General features: G+C 43.2%; 18 protein-coding genes. 3 read left to right on the forward strand and 15 right to left on the reverse strand.

From position 1 onward, the window contains the following. Positions 1-108 precede the first annotated feature (108 nt). Positions 109-600 (forward strand): pyridoxamine 5'-phosphate oxidase family protein, encoded by a 492-nt coding sequence (locus JMX13_RS12100; RefSeq protein ID WP_201546421.1) that lies wholly within the window; start codon positions 109-111, stop codon positions 598-600. A gap of 196 nt (positions 601-796) precedes the next feature. Here JMX13_RS12100 and hrpA read toward each other — a convergent pair whose 3' ends face one another. The 4 genes from hrpA to JMX13_RS12120 all read right to left on the reverse strand — a co-directional run bounded on the left by hrpA (position 797) and on the right by JMX13_RS12120 (position 7,930). Continuing rightward, on the reverse strand, positions 797-4,984 hold the full coding sequence (hrpA, locus tag JMX13_RS12105; protein WP_201612944.1) for an ATP-dependent RNA helicase HrpA: 4,188 nt from the start codon (positions 4,982-4,984) through the stop codon (positions 797-799). A gap of 347 nt (positions 4,985-5,331) precedes the next feature. Beyond that, positions 5,332-5,649: a hypothetical protein gene (locus JMX13_RS12110; RefSeq protein ID WP_201612909.1), complete on the reverse strand. Its 318-nt coding sequence runs from the start codon at positions 5,647-5,649 to the stop codon at positions 5,332-5,334. A 1-nt stretch (position 5,650) separates the two neighbouring features. Continuing rightward, positions 5,651-6,241, reverse strand: a complete 591-nt coding sequence (locus JMX13_RS12115; RefSeq protein ID WP_201612911.1) for a DUF1543 domain-containing protein — start codon at positions 6,239-6,241, stop codon at positions 5,651-5,653. Between the two features lie 264 nt (positions 6,242-6,505). Continuing rightward, the gene (locus JMX13_RS12120; protein WP_201612913.1) at positions 6,506-7,930 is read right to left on the reverse strand and encodes an SLC13 family permease; all 1,425 of its coding nucleotides are present in this window, start codon (positions 7,928-7,930) and stop codon (positions 6,506-6,508) included. Positions 7,931-8,416: 486 nt separating this feature from the next. Here JMX13_RS12120 and JMX13_RS12125 point away from each other — a divergent pair, with 486 nt between their 5' ends. Beyond that, entirely contained in the window at positions 8,417-8,578 is a 162-nt protein-coding gene (locus JMX13_RS12125; RefSeq protein WP_201612915.1) for a hypothetical protein, read from the forward strand. A gap of 55 nt (positions 8,579-8,633) precedes the next feature. Here JMX13_RS12125 and JMX13_RS12130 read toward each other — a convergent pair whose 3' ends face one another. Both JMX13_RS12130 and JMX13_RS12135 read right to left on the reverse strand, forming a co-directional pair. Next, the gene (locus tag JMX13_RS12130) at positions 8,634-9,332 is read right to left on the reverse strand and encodes a YoaK family protein (RefSeq protein WP_201612917.1); all 699 of its coding nucleotides are present in this window, start codon (positions 9,330-9,332) and stop codon (positions 8,634-8,636) included. Between the two features lie 110 nt (positions 9,333-9,442). Then, positions 9,443-10,249, reverse strand: coding sequence for an enoyl-ACP reductase (locus JMX13_RS12135; RefSeq protein ID WP_201612919.1), 807 nt, complete (start codon positions 10,247-10,249; stop codon positions 9,443-9,445). 364 nt (positions 10,250-10,613) lie between these two features. Between JMX13_RS12135 and folE the strand changes: the two genes are divergently transcribed. Further along, positions 10,614-11,210, forward strand: coding sequence for a GTP cyclohydrolase I FolE (gene folE, locus JMX13_RS12140; protein ID WP_227686311.1), 597 nt, complete (start codon positions 10,614-10,616; stop codon positions 11,208-11,210). 125 nt (positions 11,211-11,335) lie between these two features. Here the strand turns inward: folE and JMX13_RS12145 are convergent, their stop codons facing one another. The 9 genes from JMX13_RS12145 to JMX13_RS12185 form a co-directional block, all read right to left on the reverse strand. Next, entirely contained in the window at positions 11,336-12,646 is a 1,311-nt protein-coding gene (locus JMX13_RS12145; protein WP_201612923.1) for an iron-containing alcohol dehydrogenase, read from the reverse strand. Between the two features lie 321 nt (positions 12,647-12,967). Then, the gene (locus JMX13_RS12150; protein ID WP_227686312.1) at positions 12,968-14,170 is read right to left on the reverse strand and encodes a low temperature requirement protein A; all 1,203 of its coding nucleotides are present in this window, start codon (positions 14,168-14,170) and stop codon (positions 12,968-12,970) included. A 56-nt stretch (positions 14,171-14,226) separates the two neighbouring features. Continuing rightward, positions 14,227-15,888, reverse strand: a complete 1,662-nt coding sequence (locus JMX13_RS12155; RefSeq protein WP_413786321.1) for an ABC transporter ATP-binding protein — start codon at positions 15,886-15,888, stop codon at positions 14,227-14,229. Between the two features lie 7 nt (positions 15,889-15,895). Beyond that, entirely contained in the window at positions 15,896-16,978 is a 1,083-nt protein-coding gene (locus JMX13_RS12160) for an ABC transporter permease (RefSeq protein WP_227686313.1), read from the reverse strand. Further along, positions 16,978-18,048 carry a microcin C ABC transporter permease YejB gene (locus JMX13_RS12165; protein ID WP_201612925.1) on the reverse strand — a complete coding sequence of 357 codons (1,071 nt, stop codon included), beginning with the start codon at positions 18,046-18,048 and terminating at the stop codon, positions 16,978-16,980. The genes JMX13_RS12160 and JMX13_RS12165 overlap by 1 nt, the downstream gene beginning before the upstream one ends. 137 nt (positions 18,049-18,185) lie before the next feature. Next, positions 18,186-18,965, reverse strand: a complete 780-nt coding sequence (gene gloB, locus JMX13_RS12170; protein WP_201612928.1) for a hydroxyacylglutathione hydrolase — start codon at positions 18,963-18,965, stop codon at positions 18,186-18,188. Positions 18,966-19,144: 179 nt separating this feature from the next. Further along, positions 19,145-20,977: an extracellular solute-binding protein gene (locus tag JMX13_RS12175; protein ID WP_201612950.1), complete on the reverse strand. Its 1,833-nt coding sequence runs from the start codon at positions 20,975-20,977 to the stop codon at positions 19,145-19,147. Between the two features lie 299 nt (positions 20,978-21,276). After that, on the reverse strand, positions 21,277-22,386 hold the full coding sequence (serC, locus tag JMX13_RS12180) for a 3-phosphoserine/phosphohydroxythreonine transaminase (protein ID WP_201612930.1): 1,110 nt from the start codon (positions 22,384-22,386) through the stop codon (positions 21,277-21,279). A gap of 100 nt (positions 22,387-22,486) precedes the next feature. Then, positions 22,487-23,362 carry a hypothetical protein gene (locus tag JMX13_RS12185; protein WP_201612932.1) on the reverse strand — a complete coding sequence of 292 codons (876 nt, stop codon included), beginning with the start codon at positions 23,360-23,362 and terminating at the stop codon, positions 22,487-22,489. Between the last annotated feature and the right edge of the window lie 51 nt (positions 23,363-23,413).

Below are 23,413 nucleotides of genomic sequence, written 5' to 3' on the forward strand. Positions count from 1 at the left end.
CACGAAATTATAAATCTATGCTATATCTGGCTTGTACTATGATCCACTGCAAACTGAATTAGGGACACGCCCTAGTATCATTTAACAAAACAAATGGAACTAATAAAAATGGATATAGATCTAATCAATTGGAATACAATCAAAAAAGTCTTTGCTAAGGCTCAAAAATCGAATATGCATGCAAATATTGCCAGTGTTTCTAAGAATGGAATGCCAAATATTACTCCGATAGGAACTGTCTTTCTAAATGAAGATGGGACAGGATTTCTATTCGATTCTTTTTCTGAACAATTAGCAGAAAACTTAAGACAAAACAATAATGTTTGTATTAGCGCAGTCAACTCAAGCAAGTGTTTTTGGTTATCATCTTTTATCAAAGGGCAATTCGACGATTACCCAGGTGTAAGACTATACGCTAAATTAGGAGAACTAAGACCTGCTAAGAATGAAGAGAAATTGCGAGTAAACACTCGAATTCAATCTTTAAAATGGACAAAAGGAAGTCAGTTAATTTGGTCTGACTTTACTAATGTAAGAGAGTTTAAAGTTGATGATTACCGCTGGATTAAATATCCTAGTATGATGGATAAATTGGTATAAACTCTGGTAACTACCTTTGATAATCATAAACACTGGATAAAACTTTTTAAATATGATAAATAAAAATATTTTTGCCTTAGGTTGACGCACTCAAACAATAGTTTACGTAGGGTGTGCCTAGCGCACCGATAAGAAATGCATCTCATGAAAATGGTGCGCTAGGCGTACCCTACACACTATAAGATAAAATCCCATCTTAACTCATCTTATCCCACATCTTGCTTAGACGCTTTGGTGATACCGCCATGCGGGTTTTCATCGGTTGCGCGAAGAGTTGAATGCGATATTCCTCCACCATCCAGCGGTAGTCACTGATGGCTTTATCATTGGCACGATTTGCCAGCCGCTCCATATGCTCATCAAGGGCATAGACACCGTCGAGGTCGGATTCAATATTATGCTCAAGGCGTTCGATACGAATCTCTAATGCCTCCAAATAGCGCGGATACTGCTGCCAATGGCTATAATCCATGCGATAAACAAAATCAGCCAACTGCAAATCCCCTAGCTGGTCTTCGATATCTTCGATAGACTCGCCAAATATCTCACGATCAAGCATCAATAAACTTTGGCGAATACGTTGCCAGCGCGTATAGACATTTTTAAGCGTTTTTATCACACTTTGACCGGTCAATAGGAAGTTTCCCGCCACCACTTCCAAGGTTTTTTCATACTCTTCTGGTGTAAAGGGCAATTCTTCTGCAAGCGCCACAGCACTATCATCAGCACTTTCAGGTAAATCAGCACTATGATCAAATAACACGTAATGCTCTTCAAGCGCTGCATCCAATGCTGCATCGATAACGATGGTTTTCAGCTTTTCCATATCCCCGAGTGGCGCAAACGCCAATTTGAATATCTTATCGATTTGGCTAGTGAGCTGTTTTTTCTTCGCGCCAAGCTTACCTTTAATCAGGGTCAAAACCCCGATACGGTGCGCCTGCAACGCTGCATTCACATCAGTATATTGATGAATCGATACCGCTTCGCCTGACGCGTCGGCAACCAAGGCAGCAAACTGCTTCATCACCACGCCTGCGCTATGATGGTTTTTGCTAAAGGCAAAATGCTCAGGGAACTCGGTATGCGTTCCCTGCTGCTCATTCACCGCTTGGCGGGTTTCACTAGCATGGCGAATTTGCAGCGTTTGCAGGTCGCGACCTTTTTCGATAATGCGGTTTTTGTCATCGACCACGCAGATTTGCGGCTGCAAATAGCGATCAATACTAGCAGGATTAAAGCTATCTGGCGTCACTGACATAATGCCGCGACGATTTAATGCTTGGCATAGCTGCTTAAGCAAGCCTTGACCACCAGAGGGCTGCAATTCATCAAACAAGCTATCGGCCGTGTCGGGAATCGGTACGATTTGACGGCGAATATCCTTGGGCAATGACTTGAGCAATTGCAATACCAGCTCATAGCGCCAACCGGGTACGCCCCACAATAGCTCGATCGCATCAAGCTGCGGTAGCGCTACCAGTGGTACGCGAATGGTTACGCCATCATCATCGCTCGAGGGATCAAAGACATAGCGCAGCGGTAATTTTAAATCGCCCAATTTCCAAACTTCTGGGAAATCGCCTGTCGTTGGCGCTTGGCTATTAAGCACATCATCATCGGTAAAGAATAAATATTTAGCATCGGTTTTTTCCACTTCGGCACGCCAATCCTCAAACGCTTTGCGACTGGCAATATGCTCGGGAATTTTTTTATCATAAAACTGATACAGCGCTTCTTCATCGACCAATAAATCACGACGACGCAATTTATCTTCGATGCGTTCAATATCAGCGATTTTATCCATATTATGCTGTAAAAATGGCGCTTGCCGACCTAAATTACCGGTCACCAAACCATCACGGATGAAGATTTCTCGCGACTCAGCCAAGTTCACTTGCTCATAGTTGGTCAGCTGTTTACTAATAATAATCAGACCAAATAAGCTAATCTGTGCGTATGCTTTGACACGCCCCGTCTTTTTCGACCAATGCGGCTCAAAGTAGTGATATTTTAATAAGTCGCCTGCCGCTGAGATAATCCATTCTGGTTCAATCTTAGCAACGGTACGCATAAAGACTTGCGAGGTTTCCACCACTTCAAAGGCCATGACCCAAGGCGGCACTTGTTTAAATACCGTACTCGCGGGAAAGATTTTGGCTTTCTGTTGGCGAGCCGCTAAGTATTCACCACGATTTTCGGTTTTATGAGCAATCGTAGATAACAAACCGGTTAATAGGGCGCGATGTAAATTGGCATATTTAACGGCTTTGAGTTCTTCATCTTCAATCGCGGTAGGGTCGCTAGTGGTATTCTCTAATGAAGTATTTTTATCATTACCTTTATCAGTAGTTTGTACATCTTTAACATCGGTCAGCTTCAGCTCAGTGACCATTTGTACCAGCTGACGATGGGTTTGGCTCCATTCGCGGACACGCGGGAAGCTCAGATAGTTTTTCTTGGTAAAATTCTTACGCTGATTACCAGACAGCTTGTTGCCGTCTTCATCTTTTTCGAACAGCGCTTTCCACAGGCTCAGATAGAATAAAAAGTCAGAGTCATCTTGACGAAACTCAGCATGCTTTTGATCCGCTTGCTGGCGCTTATTTACTGGACGCTCGCGTGGATCTTGGACGGCAAGCGCCGCGACAACGATGAGCATCTCACGAATACAATCAAAATCGCTACCAGCAACCAACATACGTGCTAGCCTTGGATCAATGGGCATACGTGCCATCTTTTGACCAGTCGGTGTCAGAACCAGATGATCAAGACCTTTTTTGGGCTTGTTAGTTTGCTTAGTGGTAGTTACTTCATTTTTAGAGGTAATCGCGCCTAACTCATCAAGCAATTTATGCCCATCAGTAACCAAGCGGCTATCGGGCGGCTCAATAAAGGCAAAGTCATCGACACTGCCTAAACGCAGATTGGCCATCTGTAAAATAACGGAGGCAAGATTGGTACGTAAAATCTCAGGTTCGGTAAACTCAGGACGACCAGTAAAATCCTCCTCGCTATAAAGACGGATACAAACGCCAGGTGCGACACGACCACAACGCCCTTTACGCTGATTGGCAGCGGCTTGTGAGATAGCTTCAATCGGTAAACGCTGTACGCGCGAGCGATACGAATAGCGTGATATCCGCGCAAATCCTAAGTCAATCACATAACGAATACCAGGTACGGTCAGCGCAGTTTCGGCAACGTTGGTCGCAATAACAATACGCCGACCGCGACCTGAAGGTTGAAAGATACGCTGCTGCTCTTCGTAAGTTTGCCGTGCAAATAGCGGCAATACTTCGGTGTGTTTCGGCCCATGACGTTCAAGCACCTCTTGCAGCTCACGAATCTCTGCTTCGGTCGCGGCAAATATTAAAATATCCGCTTGGTCAGCATGACCTTTATTCTGTGCATCGCTAAAGCACTCTTCGACTGCCGCAACCACAGCACGTGGCAGATTCTCTTCAAAATCGTCGTAGCTATCATCATCAGAGCTGTTTACTGGCTCATCGGTTAATGGACGATAACGGACTTCAACGGGGAAACTACGCCCTTCGACATTAAAAATCGGCGCAGGTACGTTGCGTTTTAGCTTATTATCATAACGGCTAAAGTATTCGCTAAAACGCTTGGTATCAAGCGTTGCAGAGGTAATTATGACTTTTAAATCAGGGCGCTTGGGCAGTAGTTTTTTTAGATAGCCCATAATAAAGTCAATATTTAAGCTACGCTCATGAGCTTCATCAATAATAATGGTGTCGTATTTACTTAAAAAACGATCATGCCCCAATTCAGCAAGCAAGATACCATCAGTCATGAGCTTCACGACGGATTGCGCGGTGCCTTGTTCATTAAAACGAATCTTGAAACTGACGGTATTACCGAGTTGCTCACCCAATTCTTCAGCGATACGGTTTGCCACACTTCTAGCAGCCAGTCGTCTTGGCTGTGTATGCCCTATTTGTCCTGTAATACCGCGACCTGCCAGCATTGCTAATTTAGGTAATTGGGTGGTTTTACCAGAGCCGGTCTCACCTGCGACGATAATCACTTGGTTGTCAATAATACCTTGAATTAAATCATCAGCACGTTGACTCACGGGCAAATCAAGATTTAGTTTTTCTGCCATTTTGTGTGGGATACTATCCATACGTGCCTGCACCGCTTGCTGTGAGCGGGTTTTTATCTTTTCATACTGCGCACGTTTTTTAGCGAGCTCATCCTCTGCTTTACTATCAGAAACTTTCTTATCTCTCTTACTGTTAGCCACAGCGGAACGCACCAGCTCACGCTCTAAGCGGCTAAGGAAATAGCTATCTTTAGCTAAAACTGGTAAATCAGCGACAACCTTAGCGTGCGAAGATGCGTTATCACTGTTTGCCATGATATTTGAGTCATCATTATTTGGGTTGGCAGCTTTACTTGATCTATTAGAGCTGATGTCATTGAAGCTTAATTGGTCGGTTATATTTTCAGTAGGAGTTTCTGCGGCATTCTTAGAAGTATTGGACATATTTGCTTAGGCTATTTATTATTTGGAAGTTGTTAGATTATGGGGGTAATTTGGGCATGATTCAAGATGGTTATAGTGCTTGGTTGACACATTGAAATCTTTTATCAGTTTTGAGAGCCCAAGCTTTGATGGCATTCATAATGTAATAGTTTTTTTATGCCCATGGTTAAACCATCAAGCACGCCTTAAAACTAATGAAAACGGCCTAAAGAGTAAAATTAAGCGTTACTGGGATAAATAACCTGTCGACTAGTCGCAGCTCCCGTAAAAAAGGTATGTAGCTTTTGAAGTGGTACCATAGGAAAAGGCAGGTGCAAAGACAGTATTAATCTCTCAAACGTGACCAACTCATCAGCTAATGACTTAGCGACATCAGGCTGAATCTGCGGATTTTCATAAAGATTATCAATTAGCCATGTCAATTGTGGAAAATTGGCATTGTTGTGAACCTGATAAAGAGTGGTCAATAGCTCATCAGGTATCTGGCAACGCATTTTGCGAATGATGCCATTTTTATAGTACATATCTAAAGCCATGTTATTCTAAGCTCCTTAAATTCTTGATACTGAGATAACCAACGTACTCTTTATCATCAGCATTCACAAGCTCATGACTCTCATTAGTAATCGGCTCAATTAACAGCCGAACATTGGAGATAAGGTCATTGACGTTGTATATATCATCAATATCTACTTCAAACTTATCATCAATATGCGAGGCAGCATTAAAAGGCGACTCTTTATCTTTATAAGTAAACGCTTTATAAAACTCGCTCTGCTTTGCTTGCTTAATGGCGTCCGCTTGACTACCAGCAACAATAAGCAGTTTGTAATGAAATTCCTCAAAACTGCCGCGCTGATAACCACCTAAGTTGATAAAGAATAGCTTTAAACCGTTGGCACTCTCTGCTTGGCTACTTGATTCGACCAATTTAATCGCATAATTATCAACTTTACTAATCGCTCGGTACGAATCAATATGCCATTTATTTTTAACTTCAGGCCAATGGTTGTTGATATCGACAATTAACTCATTAACGTGATTCCCCACCCCAAAGAAAATATCATGTTGCTCAATCAAACGACCTTTAGGGCGACCACCGAGTTGTACCATAAACAGTGTTAGCATTTTATAAAGTCCTTATTAGATATGCATTAAGTTAATAATTATTTTCAAGTTTTGGTTTAGATAAAGTGATGTACTATTACTGATAATTCGAATTCTTCTTTATTGCGGCAAAAAATAGGCACTAACTAGGTTATACCTTATTGGGTATACAAGCATTAAAAATAAAAGGGCATAAAAAAACCTAATGTTTAAGAGTCACTTAAACATCAGGTTTTATCCATACTAACGAGTTACTGATTAAATTAGTGCTCAGGCATGATTAGACTACATTAAGAAAAAATAAGCCCACAACCCGACGACAAAGGTAGCAATGATATTGAGTATGACACCCACACGTATCATCTCTGTTTGCTTAATCAGACCCGTACCAAAGACAATGGCATTTGGCGGAGTCGCAACAGGGAGCATAAAGGCACAAGAAGCACCGATACCGATAATCATTACTAGTACTGCAGGTGGCAGACCCATTTGCTCAGCAATAGCAGCAAAGACAGGCACTAACAAGGCCGCAGATGCGGTATTAGAGGCAAACTCTGTTAAGAAGATAATAAATGCCGAGACTGCAAGTACGACTACGATAAGCGGTGCAGCTGATAGTCCATTGGCAACGGTTTGACCAAGAACCAAAGATGCTCCTGAGACTTTTAGAACGGTTGAAAGTGCAATACCACCACCGAACAGCATGAGTACGCCCCAGTCAGTATTGTCAGACACTTGCTTCCATGACACCAAACCCAAGCTAACCACTGCTGATGCCGCTAATAGCGCGACAATGGAGTCAATATCCTCGACATTCAGTGCTGCACCGATTTGTTTAGAGAATATCCAGCTCAATGCGGTGACGATAAAGACAATAATCGTCAGCACACGTGGCTTATTCCATGCAATAGCCTCATCATCTTCGTTCAGCGTGACCTGACGATTAAGATTGGGCTTGAGAAATAAATACATCGCACCAAGCAATAATGGCAACAGCACTAACATCATTGGAATACCAAACTTCATCCAATCGACAAACGCGATATCAAGCGCTTTTGCAGCAATCGCATTGGGTGGCGAGCCAACAATCGTACCCAAACCACCAAGGCTGGCTGAATAAGCAATACCCAATAGTACAAATACAAAAGTGCCACGGTCTTTTTCACGGTCAACCTGCGTTAAAATACCAAGCGCCAATGGCAGCATCATCGCTGCGGTCGCCGTATTCGATATCCACATAGATAAAAATGCGGTGACCCCAAATATTAAAAATACCGCGTTTCTCAGATTACCGCCTGACATGGACAGAATCTTGAGCGCAATTTTTCTATCTAACTGCTGTACGTGCAACGCTGCCGCTAATGCAAAACCACCAAAGAACAAATAAATAATTGGGTTGGCAAAGCTCTGTAAGCCGATTGCAGCATCGAAGTCAGGCAAACCAATAAGTGCCCCTATGACTACGACCAATATCGCCGTAATGGTCACATGCACTGCTTCCGTCAACCATAACACGCCAATAAAGAACAACATCGCGAGGCCTTTATTGGCACTAATATCGTACGGTAACACATTATAAATAATCATACTGATAACCGCCGCAATGGCGACCACTATCAATCCTTTACCAGTACCCTTTGGAAAGGTGTCGGTAAATAAATACTCATTGCCATCATCAGGAAGATGGCTATCTAATTTTTGCTCTGACATAAAATGTCCTTATTTTCCCCAAAGACAGTATAAAAAGACTCTAAAATAAAAGCATATTTTAGCGATTTACCATTAATTAACCGGTAACCGCAAAAAATACGCCGTCATCATAGCAGATATATACCAAAAAACTGATTTAACGATGCTGTTATTAAATTTGCAATAAACATGGCCATAGCAAAGTGAAAAACTGGCTTCAATACATTCTCATAAAACCATATTAAACAATCCTTTAGCGATATAAATTTTACTAACTTGCCATACGCTTTTGAATCATCTGCATCTAAACAATCATTTTTTATGAAACATCAATCCTCGTGATGTATCGTTACACATCGTCACTAAACAAGCGTACACCGTGTATGTACAAGCGTACAGTGCTATCTCATACTAAATGAGTGAATTAAAACTAAAAGCCAATAAACTTACCTACTATATTTTTAAAAATTTTTATTGGACATTTATAAAAACACATAGGAGTATTTTATGACAGATTCAAATAAAACGGATTCGACCACTAAAATGGCACCAAGAGACATCAATCAAGATGGCTTGGATAAAAAAGACCAGCAGCGTACCGATGACTCCGCATTAGATATGATGCAAGGGCTACATGAGCATGAAGATCACAAAGAAGACGATAAATAGTCTATTCAGCCAAGCATCGATAATGAATTCATAAAATTAAAATAAAAAGCGCTCATCAAACCGATGGGCGCTTTTTTGCTCTTGGCTGTCTCTTTTCTGGCAGATTGTCTGATGCATAGTTATATACAAAGGCGGCAGTCAATACAATAGCAATGGGTAAGAACAAAGCACCATAGCCGACTCTAGCATATAAAAAAGCCCCTACGGCACTACCACCGCAAAAGCAGTACCAAATAATCGCTTGAAAGCCTAAGGTCGGTTTACTGATACGACGACCCGCTAGCCAATTACCAATGGCAGCGCCCATATCAGAGGTCAGACCGGTCAAATGCGTAGTTCGAATGACCGCGCCGCTATAGGTGGCGACCATCGCATTCTGTAAACCGCACGCCATCGCCGCCGCCAATTGTCCTAGATAATCATGCTGCTGATATAACCAGTAACTTAGCAATAATAGCCCCGCTTCAATATACAGCGCACTACCGTAACGCCGACCCAACTTCAATGACCTTTGCCCAATCACAAAACCGCTTAATATTGCCCCAGCCAAAAATGATAGCAACAACGCACCGATATATAAAATACTGCGACCGTCTAAATGGGCAATTGCTGCTGAGAATAAGCTGACGTTACCGGTCACATGCGAAACAGATAAATTGGTAAAACCCATTAATGCTGCGGTATTGACGCAGCCTGCACTAAATGCCAGTACAGCGCCGCCCCACAATATCCATTTTGGTAATCTGGTTATCATATTCGTTGCCTAATGGCTTAACACCAAAAAGCTCATATTATAACCAAAAAAGACAGCCAATTGGCCGTCTTCCCTACTACTTAAATGAGATAACCGCTCATTACTAATAACTATTTTGTCTCATCAAGCATCATTAACTGCTCACTAATGGCGACGGTATTAAAACCTGCATCCACAAACATAATCTCGCCGGTGATACCAGATGCCCAAGGTGATAATAAAAATAGAGCCGCATTACCGACTTCAGCTTGGGTAATATTTCGCTGAAGCGGGGCGATTTTTTCACTGATATCGAGCATTTTACGGAATGACTTGATGCCGCTTGCCGCAAGCGTACGGATAGGACCTGCCGAAATGGCATTGACACGAATACCTTCATCGCCCATCGAAGTGGCAAGGTAGCGCACGCTGGCCTCTAAACTGGCCTTTGCCATGCCCATGACGTTGTAATTTGGCAATACTGAAATACTACCTTCATAAGTCAACGTCAGCATAGAACCATGACGCATGGCTAACAGCTCACGTGCTGCTTTTGCCAATGCCACAAAGCTATAGCTTGAGATATCATGGGCAATTTGGCTGCCTTCACGAGTGGTGGCATTGACAAAATCGCCATCCAACTGATCCATCGGTGCAAAGCCAATCGCGTGTACCACGCCATCAATACCATCGCCCCAATGCGCTGTCACTTGCTCAAAGCATGCGGCAATCGACTCATCCGATGCCACGTCACACTCAAGTACCAAATCAGCTTCAAAGGCTTCTGCTGCCATATCGACACGTTTTTTAATTTTATCATTTGGATAAGTAAGAATTAACGACGCGCCTTCACGGTGCAGCGCTTCAGCGATTGCCCAAGCGATAGAAAGTTTGCTTGCTATGCCGGTGACGACAAAGCGTTGTCCTTGTAGTAGCATAATATTTCCCTGTAAATCGATTTAAATGATAGATTATTTTTAATAACTCGCTCACAAATAGCGAGTAAAAGTACAAATTAAAAGATGACTCATTATACACGAATTGATTTAAGTAAACACTCGTATACTATATTTACTTACACGGTATGAACGCCTAATCTCTTGTAATAGTAACATCTAATACTGATTAAACAATTATCCACTGACCACAGCAGTATGAAGTTGAGGGGATTTCAAGTATAATCACAACCCTTCCCAGCTTGCACAATTTTTATAAAAATCCTTTACAACCGTTGTTTGTAACTGTTGTTAATTAGGGATTTAGCGTTAAGCTACACCCACATTTTGGATGGCTGCCAAACTTATGAGCAATACCCCAACAATAGCAACAGATTTTCAAGAAAGTGTTGAATCCTATCGTCAGCTAATAACTTCAACTGGCGAAGACTTAGAGCGTCCTGGCTTACAAGATACCCCAATACGCGCTGCAAAAGCGTTTGCGCATTTAACTAAGGGTTATCATCAAAGCTTGGATGAAGTGGTCAATGGCGCAGTATTTCCATCGACCAATCGTGAATTGGTCTTAGTGCAAAACATTGAATTTTATTCATTGTGTGAGCATCATATGTTGCCATTTCATGGCGTCGCGCACATCGGCTATTTACCAAACGGTCAAGTATTAGGATTGTCAAAATTTGCTCGTATCGTTGATATGTTTGCTCGTCGCCTGCAAATTCAAGAGAATTTGAGCGAACAAGTGGCACAAACGATTATGGATGTGACAGGTTGCCGCGGTGTAGCAGTAGTCATGGACGCCGCGCACATGTGCATGATGATGCGCGGTGTCAACAAACAGCATTCGACCACGCGCAGCACAGCGATGCTTGGCGAGTATGTACACGATAATCAAGCACGTAATGAATTTTTAGATGCGGTGCCTAAGCGTAAACCTGCGTTCTAAGTATCTATTAAGATAAAACCAGCGATAGATATAAAAAGTAAAGAAAAAGAGCACATTGCGATATCAGCAATGTGCTCTTTTTTATTTTTAGAGGGTGTTATTTAGAGACTATTAAATTAGAGCTATTAAGCAACTTTATCAGTTTTTGAATCTTGACTGGCATGCTCATCACTGGCTTGCTTAATCTTAGTTAAAATAGCCTTGATTTCAGAAGCGGATAGATAAGTCGGTACCGCATAAGTATCGCTGACTTCTTTTGCAGCAGCTTTGGCGATGTTACTAAAATCACTACTCTGCATATCCTTAACAGTTGGATCGATATTTAACGTTGCAATCAGTTCGCGCACTTGCGCGATGAGATTGTCGGCAATCTCAGCATCGCTCTTGCCAGCTTGACCCGATTTGACCATACCGGTCTTGCGAGCCAGCTCTGCCAATCTTTTCTTGCTGCCTTTACGATTGACGTCAAGCACATACGGCAACACGATGGCATTGGCGCGACCATGAGGGATACTATAATGCGCCCCCAACTGGTGAGCGATAGCATGGACGTAACCTAGACCGGCTTTATTAAAAGCGATACCGCCGTAATGAGCGGCAATACCCATCTCTTCACGGGCTTTAAGGTTGCCACCATCTTTATAAACCAGCGGTAGGTTTTGCATCACAGATTTGACCGCAGAGGCGGCATAGTAATCCGTCTCAACGCTGGCATTGGCACTCATCCAAGCCTCTAAGGCATGTGTCAACACATCGATACCCGTATCGGCTGTGATATGCGCAGGCATACCTTTCATGATAACAGGGTCAATAGCCGCTGCTAATGGCACCATTCTTGGGTCGATAGACAGGGCTTTTTGATGGGTTTTATCATCTGACACCACCGCACCAAGGGTCGCTTCTGAGCCCGTGCCCGCTGTGGTAGGAATACAATAAAGCGGAACCGAAGGCTTTCTAGCTTTCAAGATACCGATAAGCTGTTTTGGCTTGCAGTTATTGCCTTGTGACATGGCAATCATCTTAGCTGCATCAATAACTGAGCCGCCACCGATGGCAATAATTGAGTCGCATTTAGCGTCGACAGACTTACGTAGTCCTTCTTCGACAACCTTAAAAGTAGGGTCTGGAGTAATGCCATCGTATACTTTATAGCTGATATTTTTGCTATCTAGATAATCCGTGACTTTGGCAGGGATACCAAGTTTGTTTAATACCGCGTCAGTAACGATAAAAACATTGGTATTGCCTTCATTGATGACCATGTCGCACAAATCTTCACACGAGGTCTCACCGACGAATAACATCGGTCTTCTGATAGGCACAACGTAAGCGAAAGCTTTTAATACTTTGGCACGTGTCTTGGCAACCGCCAAATAGCCAGCATGCTGTAAGCCCGTGCTATTGACCAGTTTAGAAATAGTATTTTGTTTTTTCATGGGTACAAAAATCCTTTTTAATGATGCTAATACTAGCAATAACGACAACTTAAAGCAGTGATTCATCACCGCTGTCAAAATAAAAATGCTGTCAAAATAATGGTACTTTTAATGAAAGTACTGTGTCAGCGTCTACCTACAGTAAACTACTGTCTAAACTTATTGTACCACCGCCATTTTTAGGATGTCGTGATTATTATGAACTGCTATGTTCTGATTATTTAGCGCCTCATTCTTGCTTATGTGCTGCTTATATTTTTACTTATTAAGCAGTCAATCGATAGTCACTATAAACTTGGTTGTAACACCTTAATCCGCTTCTTAGACCAGCCACTGCTTATTATCTTGGTTAAAATACCAAATCATCACCACAGGTGCCAAGATACTGAGCCAAATACCGTAAGTAATCGGCAATCCTTGTGCGACCGCCATATAACTCAGTCCAATAATTACTAAGGCAATGAGCATGGCGATGACATTATGACTCGATTTACGGCACATTAATTCGCGCAGTATGGTGAGCGTTAATAAAAACACACTCAGCATAGCCATCAACATGCCCATTGCATAAGGCTGGGAGATAATTTGATAGTCCGGAGCGCTGGTATCAGCGGCAGCAGATTCTGTGACCAAATTTAGCATACTGCCTAGACCGGCGATTGAAGCAAAGATAAAAAAATGACCATAGCCAAATAAGAATAAATCATGCCGTCGGCGCTCTTTATTCAAAATGGTATCGAATGGCACGATAAAATATAACCACCATAAAGAAAAAACCAAAGCAACCAAACTTGAACCTAAGAAAATAATGGAGCTGGTGGCTGAAGCAGAATTGACCAGAAAATACTGAATACTGTTACTGACGCCGACCACACCCTCACCCAATACAATGATGGTTAATAGCCCGTAACGCTCCGCAATATGTGCCGGATGCCAATTATCAAACTGCTCTGAGCGCGCCCAAACAGGCATGAGGAGCTCTGCTGCGATAAACAAGAACAAAGCGGGCGTTTGTAGCGATGCGGGTAAAAACAGCCAGCTTATCCACAAGGCTTGCAAGGTTAACAAGCCGACCATACTGCGTCCAGCAACTTTTTGGTGACCCGGTACTTGTCGATAGACGCGCCACCACTGACTACAACTCGCCAGCCGCATAATGGCATAACCAGTAACACCAATCCATGTCAGCCCTTGCTCATAAAACTGATGAATATTAGCCGCTATCATCAGTGAGCCAAACATCTGAAACATCACCGATAAGCGATAAAACCAATCGTCAGGGTCATATCCTGACGCAAACCACGTAAAGCTGGTCCAAGCATTCCATAGGATAAAGAAGGCCACAATAAAGGTTAAAAATCCTGAAAGGTCATGCTCACTCAAGCGATTATAAAAACCATTGGCAGCGGCGGCGACAGCAATGACATAAACCAAGTCAAATAGTAGCTCAAGCGTGGTTGAGGGACGATTTGGCTCGCTGGTATTTCGGGCTTGGATGGGTTCTATCTTAAGCCTACTTATCATGTAGTGAGTTCCGATGTCTCTAAATTCATATAGTTATTTGGTCTTAGCTGCTTAGTCTATAGCACACTTGCCTGCAACAACTGCTGTGCATACGGATGCTGCGGATTATCAAACACATCTTCACTACGACCAGACTCAATACACACGCCATCTTTTATCACCATCATATGCTGACATAAGGCGCGTACTACTTTTAAGTCGTGGCTGATAAACACATAGCTGATTTGCAATTTTTCCTGAATCTCACGTAGCAAGTTGACCACAGTGACCTGCGTGGTGCTATCAAGTGCAGACGTTGGCTCGTCCAATATCAAGAGACTTGGCTGCATAATGAGTGCACGGGCAAGGGCTACGCGCTGGCGTTGACCACCTGATAGCTCATGCGGATAACGCTGCGCAAACTCAGCTGGCAGATACACAGTAGCCAAACTATCCATCACCGCTTGCTGGCGTTCTGCTTTACTGACGCCTTGTACCAATAATCCTTCTTCGACGATTTTCATGACTGTCATGCGCGGATTAATACTGGCAAAGGGGTCTTGAAAAACCATCTGAATCTGTGAGCGGAAGGTACGTAGCTCACGTTTGGACAATGCCGTAATGTCTTGTCCATTGACCATTATTTGTCCACTGACACGTACTTGATTACTAAGTAATTGGCTTAACGCCAGCGCAATGGTGGTTTTACCAGAGCCTGATTCACCAACGATACCTAACGCCTGCCCTTTTTGCAGGGTCATATCGACGTCTTTTACGGCATCAAACCAACGTTTGGTTGCGCCAAACACGCTTTTTTCGATGGGAAACTGTACTTGAAGATTATTTACTTCCAATACGGTTTGTTGCTGACTTTCATCATCCAATAAACTGAGCGCTTGTCCAAAATCTTGCTTGATAAGCGAGCGAGTATATTCAGCTTTAGGCTGGCTAAATATCGTTGCCGTTTGCCCTTGCTCAATCGTATGCCCTTGACGCATAACGATGACGTCATTGCTGTAGCGTCTGACTAGATTGAGATCATGGCTGATGAGTATCATTGCCATATTGTGCTGACGCTTAAGATCATCTAGCAGCTCAAGGATTTCATGTTGTAAAGTCACATCAAGCGCGGTGGTTGGTTCATCAGCGATTAAGATATCAGGCTGCTGCGCCAATGCCATCGCAATCATCACCCGCTGACGCTGACCACCAGACAGCTCATGCGGATAGCGATTCAGTTTATCAGCAGGCTCAGTGATATTAACGTCATTTAATAGCCGAATAGTTTGCATACGCCATTGTTTTTTGGATACGCCATTGAGACGCAAGGATTCCGCAATTTGTTTGCCGACCGTATGCAGTGGATTGAGCGCCGTCATCGGCTCTTGAAAAACCATACCGATACGCTGCCCGCGAATAGAGCGCAGTGCTGCATTACGTGTCTTATTATTCGCTATCGGTAATGTCACCATTCGTGTTACATCTGCTAATTGCACCCCACCACTAATAATCAAATTATCGGGCAATAAACCTAACAATGCCAAACTAGCAATTGACTTACCAGAACCTGACTCACCAACGATAGCCAAGGTTTGACCTTGTTTTAGCTCATAAGACAGCTTATCGACTAAAGTGATGCCTGCATCGGTAACGATGCTGAGCTCATCCACTTTCAGCATTAGCTTGTGTTCTGTATTACTATGATTTGTGTTTAAGTTGTTATTTTGCCTATGAATCATCGTCATATTAAGAGCGCCTCGGATCAAAGGCATCACGCAGCGCTTCGCCAACGAAGATGAGCAATGACAAAATAAATGTTAAACTAAAAAATCCCGATAAGGCCAACCAAGGCGCATCAAGATTGTTTTTTCCTTGTACCATCAGCTCGCCCAGCGATGGTGAGCCAGGTGGCAGACCATATCCTAAAAAGTCCAGCGCGGTCAAAGCAATAATATTGGCCGTTAAAATAAACGGCAGCTGTGACAAGCTTGATGCCAATGCATTGGGCAAAATATGTCTTAGCATAATTTGACTGTCAGAAACGCCAAGATTACGCGCGGCACGAACATAATCAAAATTACGGGCGCGCAAAAACTCTGCCCGTACCAACCCTACCAAGCCCATCCAACCAAATAACAGCATCATGGCAAACAGCATAAATATACTGGGGCTAAACAAGCTGACCAAGATAATGATCATAAACAGCTGCGGCATCCCGCCCCACACTTCCATAAAGCGCTGCCCTGCCAAATCTACCCAACCACCGTAATAACCTTGTACCGCACCGACGATAATACCAATCAATGCGCCTGCTAGCGTCAGTGCCAGACCGAACAACAACGATACCCGCAACCCATAAAGTATCCGTGCGAGTACATCACGACCTAAGTCATCAGTACCAAGCCAGTTTTGGCTATTGGGCGCGGCTGGATATGGAATACCAAGCTCAACGTTTGGTGTCTGATCAGCAAAGGGAATGGGCGGCATAATATAAAAGCCCTGCTTATTAATCAGCGTTCGCACTGCGGGGTCTTTATAGTTGGTTTCAGTCTCGAACACACCACCAAAAGTCGTCTCAGGATAGGCTTTTAGAACGGGGAAGTAATAGTTGCCTTGATACTGCACCAATAGCGGCTTGTCATTTGCAATCACATTGGCTGCCATACAAATGACAAATATCAGCACAAAAATAAATAGCGATATAACCCCAAGACGGTTATGACGAAAACGGTTTAGGCGTGCTTGCCAAATAGGATTTAGGCGACGTTTTTTTTCTATAGGAATCGAAGAGGCGCTTGAGGGTACTGAAGATAATGGATGGCTTGACATTAGCGCCCCTCAAAATCAATACGCGGATCAATTAAGTGATAACTTAAATCACTGATTAACTGTAATAACAGTCCGACCAAAGTAAAGATAAATAGCGTACCGAATATCACCGGATAATCACGCTGTTGAATAGCTTCGAAACCTAACAGTCCCAAACCATCGAGTTTAAAGATAATCTCAATAAGAAAATTACCAGCAAAGAAAATCCCAACGATAGCCGCTGGAATACCCGCGATAATAATCAGCATGGCATTACGAAACACATGACCGTATAACACTTGCCGTTCGCCCAAACCTTTTGCTCGCGCGGTAAGCACGTATTGCTTACCAAGCTCTTCTAAAAAACTGAACTTGGTCAAATAAGTCAAGCCAGCAAAGCCGCCAACGGTACTTGCTAAGAGCGGTAGCGCTAGATGCCAAAAGTAATCTTTCACTTTACCCAATGCGCTTAATTGATCAAAGTTTTCAGAAGTTAATCCTTGCAGTGGAAAAATATTCCAGTAGCTGCCACCGGCAAAAAACACTAACAGTATGACGGCAAATACAAAGACGGGAATCGCATGACCGATAGCCAGTAGCATGGCAGTGGCTTTATCTATACCTGAGCCATGATGCATGGCTTTATAGATACCCAGTGGAATGGCTATCATATAAATCAGCAAGGTGCTCCAAAGCCCAAGCGAGATGGATACTGGCAGCTTCTCTATAATCAAATCCGTTACTGACTGCCCTTTAAAAAACGACTCGCCAAAATCTAACTGAGCATAATTCTTTAACATGAGCCAAAAACGCTCAGGTGCCGATTTATCAAAGCCATATTGCGCATTAATCGCTGCCACCATCTCCTCTGATAAACCACGTGTGCCTTGGTAAGTGCTATTGTTGCCACCGGCACTACCCGCACCGATATTACCGCTGAGCGCACTGTCTTTTGCACTTTGCTCAATAAGAGCCAGTTGCTGCTCAACAGGGCCGCCCGGCGCCGCCTGTACAATGACAAAGTTCGCCAGCAATATCAAAAATAGCGTCGGTAATATCAGTAGCAATCTTTTTAAGATATAACGACCCATAATGGCGGCTTCCTAAAATAAAGAAATATAGCAACAGAGAAAATTAGCAGCTAAACCTTATTTAAAAAGCAGTTGTTGAAACTGCAGTTATTAAAAAGCAAGCACCTAAAAAACAGCTATCAAAAATATATAAGACTTTAGAAGTTATTTTTAAGCTCGCGTAACGCGGCAAATACTGTCAAAGACTTATCATCATCAATGGTGACTTTAGACTTCACCCCTGCAATCACACTTGGCTCTTGCGTACGCAAAAACACATTGATTGCACGCTCATGCTCTAGAGTGACGGGCAATGTTGGAATGCCTTGAGCGGTTTTTTCTTCTGCTTGCGCAAGCGCTTGCCGCATCGCTTCACTCGCAGGTTCAATCGATAGACCAAAGCATAGGTTGCTGGCAGTATATTCATGGGCAGGGTACAGCAGCGTCTCAGCTGGCAAGCCATTTAAACGCTTAAAGCTCTCATGCAATTGCTCAATCGTGCCGGTAAAGACACGTCCGCAACCGGCACTAAATAAGGTATCACCGCAAAAGCAATGCTTCTGTCCATCGATATCTAAAATATAAGCCACGTGGCTTACTGTATGGCCTGAGATATCCCATACTTGCGCGGCGCAGCCCCAAGCACTGACCGTACTACCGTCTTTTATAGTCTGGTCTTCATCGACGTTGTGTTCAGCATGAGCAACCAGATGCGTCATCGGATAAGACTCTTGCAGCTCGGCAACACCGCCGATATGATCATGGTGATGATGCGTGGTCCAGATAGACGTCAGCTCTAAGCCGTTTTCTTCTAAATAAGCGATAACTGGCTCAGCTTGACCCGGATCAATGACAATCGCCTGTTTATTGCTGTCATTAATGAGCGTCCAAATATAGTTGTCATTAAATGCTTTAATCGGGTGAATACGAATACTCATATAAAATCCTTAGCAGTGATTGTCTTTATTGCGAATGTCTTGTATGTAATTTTTAAACCAACTAAAAAATTATGCAGAGTCATTGCATTTATTGGCTTAAGCCATTTTTATAAATTATTGTTTCGAGCTGTTTTTTAAAACTATTGCTTCTAACGATCGTTTGGAGCGATTATCTTAAACTATTGCTTCAAATATCGATTAACACGGGCTTCCGCTTCTTTATCTGTCCACCAATAATCGATACCGATAGCATTGGTCGGTAGTTTTGCCGTATGACGATATTGATTCCAGTAGGCAACATTGGTGCTAGATTTGCCGTATAAAGGTACTAAATAATGACCTGCCCGTAGCAGGCGATCAAGTACGTGAGTATATAAAACAATCTCATCGCGATTTTTAGCGTCGCCCAATTTTTTAATAACACTGTCAATCGCAGGGTTTTTAATACCGATGGTATTAGCGTTGCCCGCCTCATCAGCGGCGGTGCTGCCCCAAAAACCCACTTGCTCAGCGCCAGGCGATAGACTTTGGGCGAAGACGTCGACTACCATATCATAGTCAAAAAGGCGCATGCGCTCATAATATTGCGGCCCATCGACTTGGCGTAAGGTCGCCTCAAAGCCCAAACGCTTTAAATTACGGATATAAGGCAATAATACACGCCCCATGGTCTCGCCTGTCATCAAAATCTCAATTTGAGCAAGCTTGCCATCAGGTTGGTATAGCTTCATATCTTGATAATAAAAACCAGCATCTAGCAATAGCTGCCGCGCCTTTAACAACCCGTCACGATTAAAACCGCTACCGTCACTGGTTGGTAATTGCCATTCCGTCAATACTGCTTGGCGCTGAATCGGTTCAAGCTTGGTTAGCAATGGACTTAACACCTGCATCTCAGCCGCAGATGGTATACCAGTAGCAGCAAGCTCTGAGCCATGAAAGAAGCTTTGCAAACGCTCATACTGGCCATGAAACAAAGTTTTATTCATCCATTCAAAGTCGTAAGCCGCCGTCAAGGCTTGGCGAACGCGAATATCTTGAAAAATTGGCCGGCGCATATTCATCACCAAACCTTGCATCGGTACTGGATTTTCGCTGCTTATGGTTTCTTTATTAATCAGACCTGCTTTGACGGCGGGGAAATTGTAACCTGTTGCCCAATTAGAGGCTTTATTCTCCGGGCGGAAACGATATTGACCCGATTTAAAACCCTCAAAAGCAATCTCATCACTTTGATAATAGACAAACTTAATCATATCAAAGTTATAACGACCGCGATTGACCATCAAATCACGCCCCCAATAATTGGGGTCACGCACATAGCTGACCGCACGCCCCGCATCGACGCGGCCAAGCTTATAAGGACCACTGCCCATGAGCGGCGTCAATGTTATTTTTTCAAAATCTGTATCAATTGATGACTTAGCAAAAATAGGGAACTGGCCGACCGTTAATAAAATCTCTTTATTTTCATCAGACTTAAAAACAAACTTTACCCGCTGCTTATCGACAATCTCAATGTCTTTAATATCGCCTAAATAACTGCGGATATACATTGGGCCTTTAGTCAGTATCGCATCATAAGTGGCTTTGACGTCACTACTGGTCACTGGCGACCCGTCCCAAAAGCGCGCAGCAGGATTAACATGGTAAATAATCCAACTGGTGTCATCAGGGTCATACGTGACTTTATTTGCCAGCTGCGGATACATGGTAAAGGCTTCATTGAGTGAGCCAGTCATCAAGGTATCGTACAGATAGTCCGTACCAACCATCGCCACACCTGTGGTCATCCATTTATTGGCTGCATTAAAGGTGCCGCGTGCCTCAAGCGATAATGTGCCACCCTTGGGCGCATTGGGATTGGCATAAGGCATAAACGGCACGTCAATATATTCAGTGGTACTATTATGCCCAAGCGCAGTCGTAGTGATTGGCGCAGCAATACTAGCAGGTATCCAGCTGATAGTAATGGCAAGCAAGACGGCTTTTAGCATGGTATTTTTTAGCATCATAAAGTTATAACAAACCCTTTTGCCAGACCGAATGAATATATTGAGCATTTAACCAGTTACTGAAAGCCACCGACCGCTTATGAAATAAAAGCTGAAAAAATATGACGTATATGACGTATATGACGTATCGTAAGTGCTGCAAAATTTTATCATAACAAACTTAGGTTTTTTAACCTAATATTTTGCAGCGTTAAGGTTGCTACATGACGGATTATGCAGCTTAAAAAACACTAATACGCATAAAAAAAGACGCAGCTCATAAAAGTTGCGTCTTTTGTTTTAAAACCTGTGCTAACTTAAGCGTGCTTTTTTTCAAAGGCGATCATAAAGTCAACCAATTGCTGTACCCAATCTAGCGACACTGCATTATAAATACTGGCACGCATTCCGCCAACATCGCGGTGACCTTTTAGATTCATCAAACCTGCTGCCGCCGACTCTTCTAAGAATACTTTGTCAAGGCTGCTGTCTGCTAACGTGAAAGGCACGTTCATGATAGAGCGATATTTGGGGTCAACTGGATTGCTATAAAAGCTGCTATCATCAATCGTTTTATAGAGCAAATCAGCTTTTTGTTGGTTGATTTCACCGATAGCAGCAACGCCGCCCTGCTCCTCTAACCAATCAAATACCAACCCTGCTAAATACCAAGAATACGTCGCTGGCGTGTTTGACATTGACTCTTTTTCAGCCTGATGTTCATAGTTCATCAGCAATGGACACCATTCACTTGCTTTGCCCAATAAATCTTCACGAATAATGACAATGATTAATCCTGCTGGCCCGATATTTTTTTGCGCACCCGCGTAAATCATGCCAAATTTAGACACGTCGATTGTCTGTGACAAAATGCAAGAGGACATATCGGCGATAATCGGCGCATCGACTTGTGGCGGCTCAAATATTTGTACACCATGAATGGTTTCATTGGCGCAGTAGTGGAAATACGCCGCATCTTCGCTTAGGTTCCAATCGCTTTGCGCTGGCACGTCGGTAAAATTACTGTCTTTACCCGTTGCCACCACATTGACCTCGCCTAAACCCAGTTTGGCATAGCGCTGTGCTTCTTTAACCGCTTTACCAGACCAAGTACCTGTCGTTAGATAGTCTGCGCGGCCACCATTTAACAGGTTTAATGGAATCGCTGAAAACTGTAAGCTGGCACCGCCTTGTAAAAACAGCACTTTATAGTTATCTGGAATGTCCATTAGCGAGCGCAATTTGGCTTCAGCTTTTTCGGTAATCGCGATGTATTCTTTACTACGGTGACTCACTTCCATGACCGACATACCGCGTCCCTGCCAATCAAGCAACTCTTCTTGAGCGCGTGATAAGACGGCGGTCGGTATGGTGGCAGGTCCCGCTGAAAAATTGGGTACACGGTTAGGAGCGGCTTTAGTGGTCATAATCATTATCCTAAATATGATGAAATCATCGTGGTTATTAAAGGTTAAAGGTGAATGTTATCGTTATTTTTTAATCTCTGTCATAGTAAGTGGCAACCCTTTAACGCTGGCTCGATAACTGCTCCCAGAACTGGCGTTTAAGTTTGCTATCTTTAAGCATGTCATCGAGCTTGGGCACAGTAGTAAAGTTCGGATGCTCAAGACCGTCAGGCAAGGCAGTCAATGCCGCCACTTTTATCTCTTCGCGACGACCAATCTTAAAGACATATCCTGCAAGGCTGGCATTGGCAAGCTCAGCCGTATCCATACCTTCACAAATAGGAAATGAGGTTGTCTCACAACTGATGGATAGCGCTTGGGTGATATTTTGCCAAAGCTTTTGACTGTCACTATTAAGGGCTTGGATATCAACCAAAATTACCCAATCGCCATAGCGACCACCTTGTAAATCAAATGGTACTACCTTTTTAAAGCTATCGTCTTTAAAGTTATTCTCTTTAAAACTGCTATCTTCAAAGCTTGCAGCATTATTTACATTATCAATCGCAGCTTGCTGAACGACAGTATTTACAAGTGAGGTAACGGCGGGCTTAGAGATGTCAGGGGTAGTCGAGTCAAAACTATAGGTAACGGGGCTTTGTTGGTCAGAATGACTTAAACCTGTCTCATTAGCGTCATCATAAGAATGATTAGACCCATCATCTACCATACCTGATATGGCATTAATATTTGGGGATTCAATATTGGAAGATTCAAGGCTTGGCTGTTCAGTGCTCGTCGCAGAAGAAGCTGTAGCATTAGATGGAGTGCTGGCATTAGCTGTAACCGCATCAGGCAAGGCAGGCGCAGAAATATCCGCGATATTCATGGTTTCAGAGCTTGGCTGCACCCACTGATTGATACCCATCATCGCTAAAATCTGGCGCTGCTGCATACGATGCTGCAATACAATTAGCGGGTCTTGGATATCACTCATGCTTATTTACTATCCTACTTATCTAAAATGGATTTACAGGCTTTTACTATC

The organism is Psychrobacter immobilis, from assembly GCF_904846285.1.
In the GTDB taxonomy this organism is placed as follows: domain Bacteria; phylum Pseudomonadota; class Gammaproteobacteria; order Pseudomonadales; family Moraxellaceae; genus Psychrobacter; species Psychrobacter immobilis_D.

Bases quoted from the DNA above. Each gene is read 5' to 3' on its own strand.
- JMX13_RS12115 (WP_201612911.1), bottom strand. From the start codon at position 6,241: ATGCTAACACTGTTTATGGTACAACTCGGTGGTCGCCCTAAAGGTCGT.
- JMX13_RS12110 (WP_201612909.1), bottom strand. From the start codon at position 5,649: ATGGCTTTAGATATGTACTATAAAAATGGCATCATTCGCAAAATGCGT.
- JMX13_RS12155 (WP_413786321.1), bottom strand. From the start codon at position 15,888: ATGATTCATAGGCAAAATAACAACTTAAACACAAATCATAGTAATACA.
- JMX13_RS12175 (WP_201612950.1), bottom strand. From the start codon at position 20,977: ATGCTAAAAAATACCATGCTAAAAGCCGTCTTGCTTGCCATTACTATC.
- JMX13_RS12100 (WP_201546421.1), top strand. From the start codon at position 109: ATGGATATAGATCTAATCAATTGGAATACAATCAAAAAAGTCTTTGCT.
- JMX13_RS12135 (WP_201612919.1), bottom strand. From the start codon at position 10,249: ATGCTACTACAAGGACAACGCTTTGTCGTCACCGGCATAGCAAGCAAA.
- JMX13_RS12165 (WP_201612925.1), bottom strand. From the start codon at position 18,048: ATGGGTCGTTATATCTTAAAAAGATTGCTACTGATATTACCGACGCTA.
- JMX13_RS12120 (WP_201612913.1), bottom strand. From the start codon at position 7,930: ATGTCAGAGCAAAAATTAGATAGCCATCTTCCTGATGATGGCAATGAG.
- JMX13_RS12145 (WP_201612923.1), bottom strand. From the start codon at position 12,646: ATGAAAAAACAAAATACTATTTCTAAACTGGTCAATAGCACGGGCTTA.
- JMX13_RS12130 (WP_201612917.1), bottom strand. From the start codon at position 9,332: ATGATAACCAGATTACCAAAATGGATATTGTGGGGCGGCGCTGTACTG.
- gloB (WP_201612928.1), bottom strand. From the start codon at position 18,965: ATGAGTATTCGTATTCACCCGATTAAAGCATTTAATGACAACTATATT.
- folE (WP_227686311.1), top strand. From the start codon at position 10,614: ATGAGCAATACCCCAACAATAGCAACAGATTTTCAAGAAAGTGTTGAA.
- JMX13_RS12185 (WP_201612932.1), bottom strand. From the start codon at position 23,362: ATGAGTGATATCCAAGACCCGCTAATTGTATTGCAGCATCGTATGCAG.
- serC (WP_201612930.1), bottom strand. From the start codon at position 22,386: ATGACCACTAAAGCCGCTCCTAACCGTGTACCCAATTTTTCAGCGGGA.
- JMX13_RS12160 (WP_227686313.1), bottom strand. From the start codon at position 16,978: ATGTCAAGCCATCCATTATCTTCAGTACCCTCAAGCGCCTCTTCGATT.
- JMX13_RS12125 (WP_201612915.1), top strand. From the start codon at position 8,417: ATGACAGATTCAAATAAAACGGATTCGACCACTAAAATGGCACCAAGA.
- hrpA (WP_201612944.1), bottom strand. From the start codon at position 4,984: ATGGCAAACAGTGATAACGCATCTTCGCACGCTAAGGTTGTCGCTGAT.
- JMX13_RS12150 (WP_227686312.1), bottom strand. From the start codon at position 14,170: ATGATAAGTAGGCTTAAGATAGAACCCATCCAAGCCCGAAATACCAGC.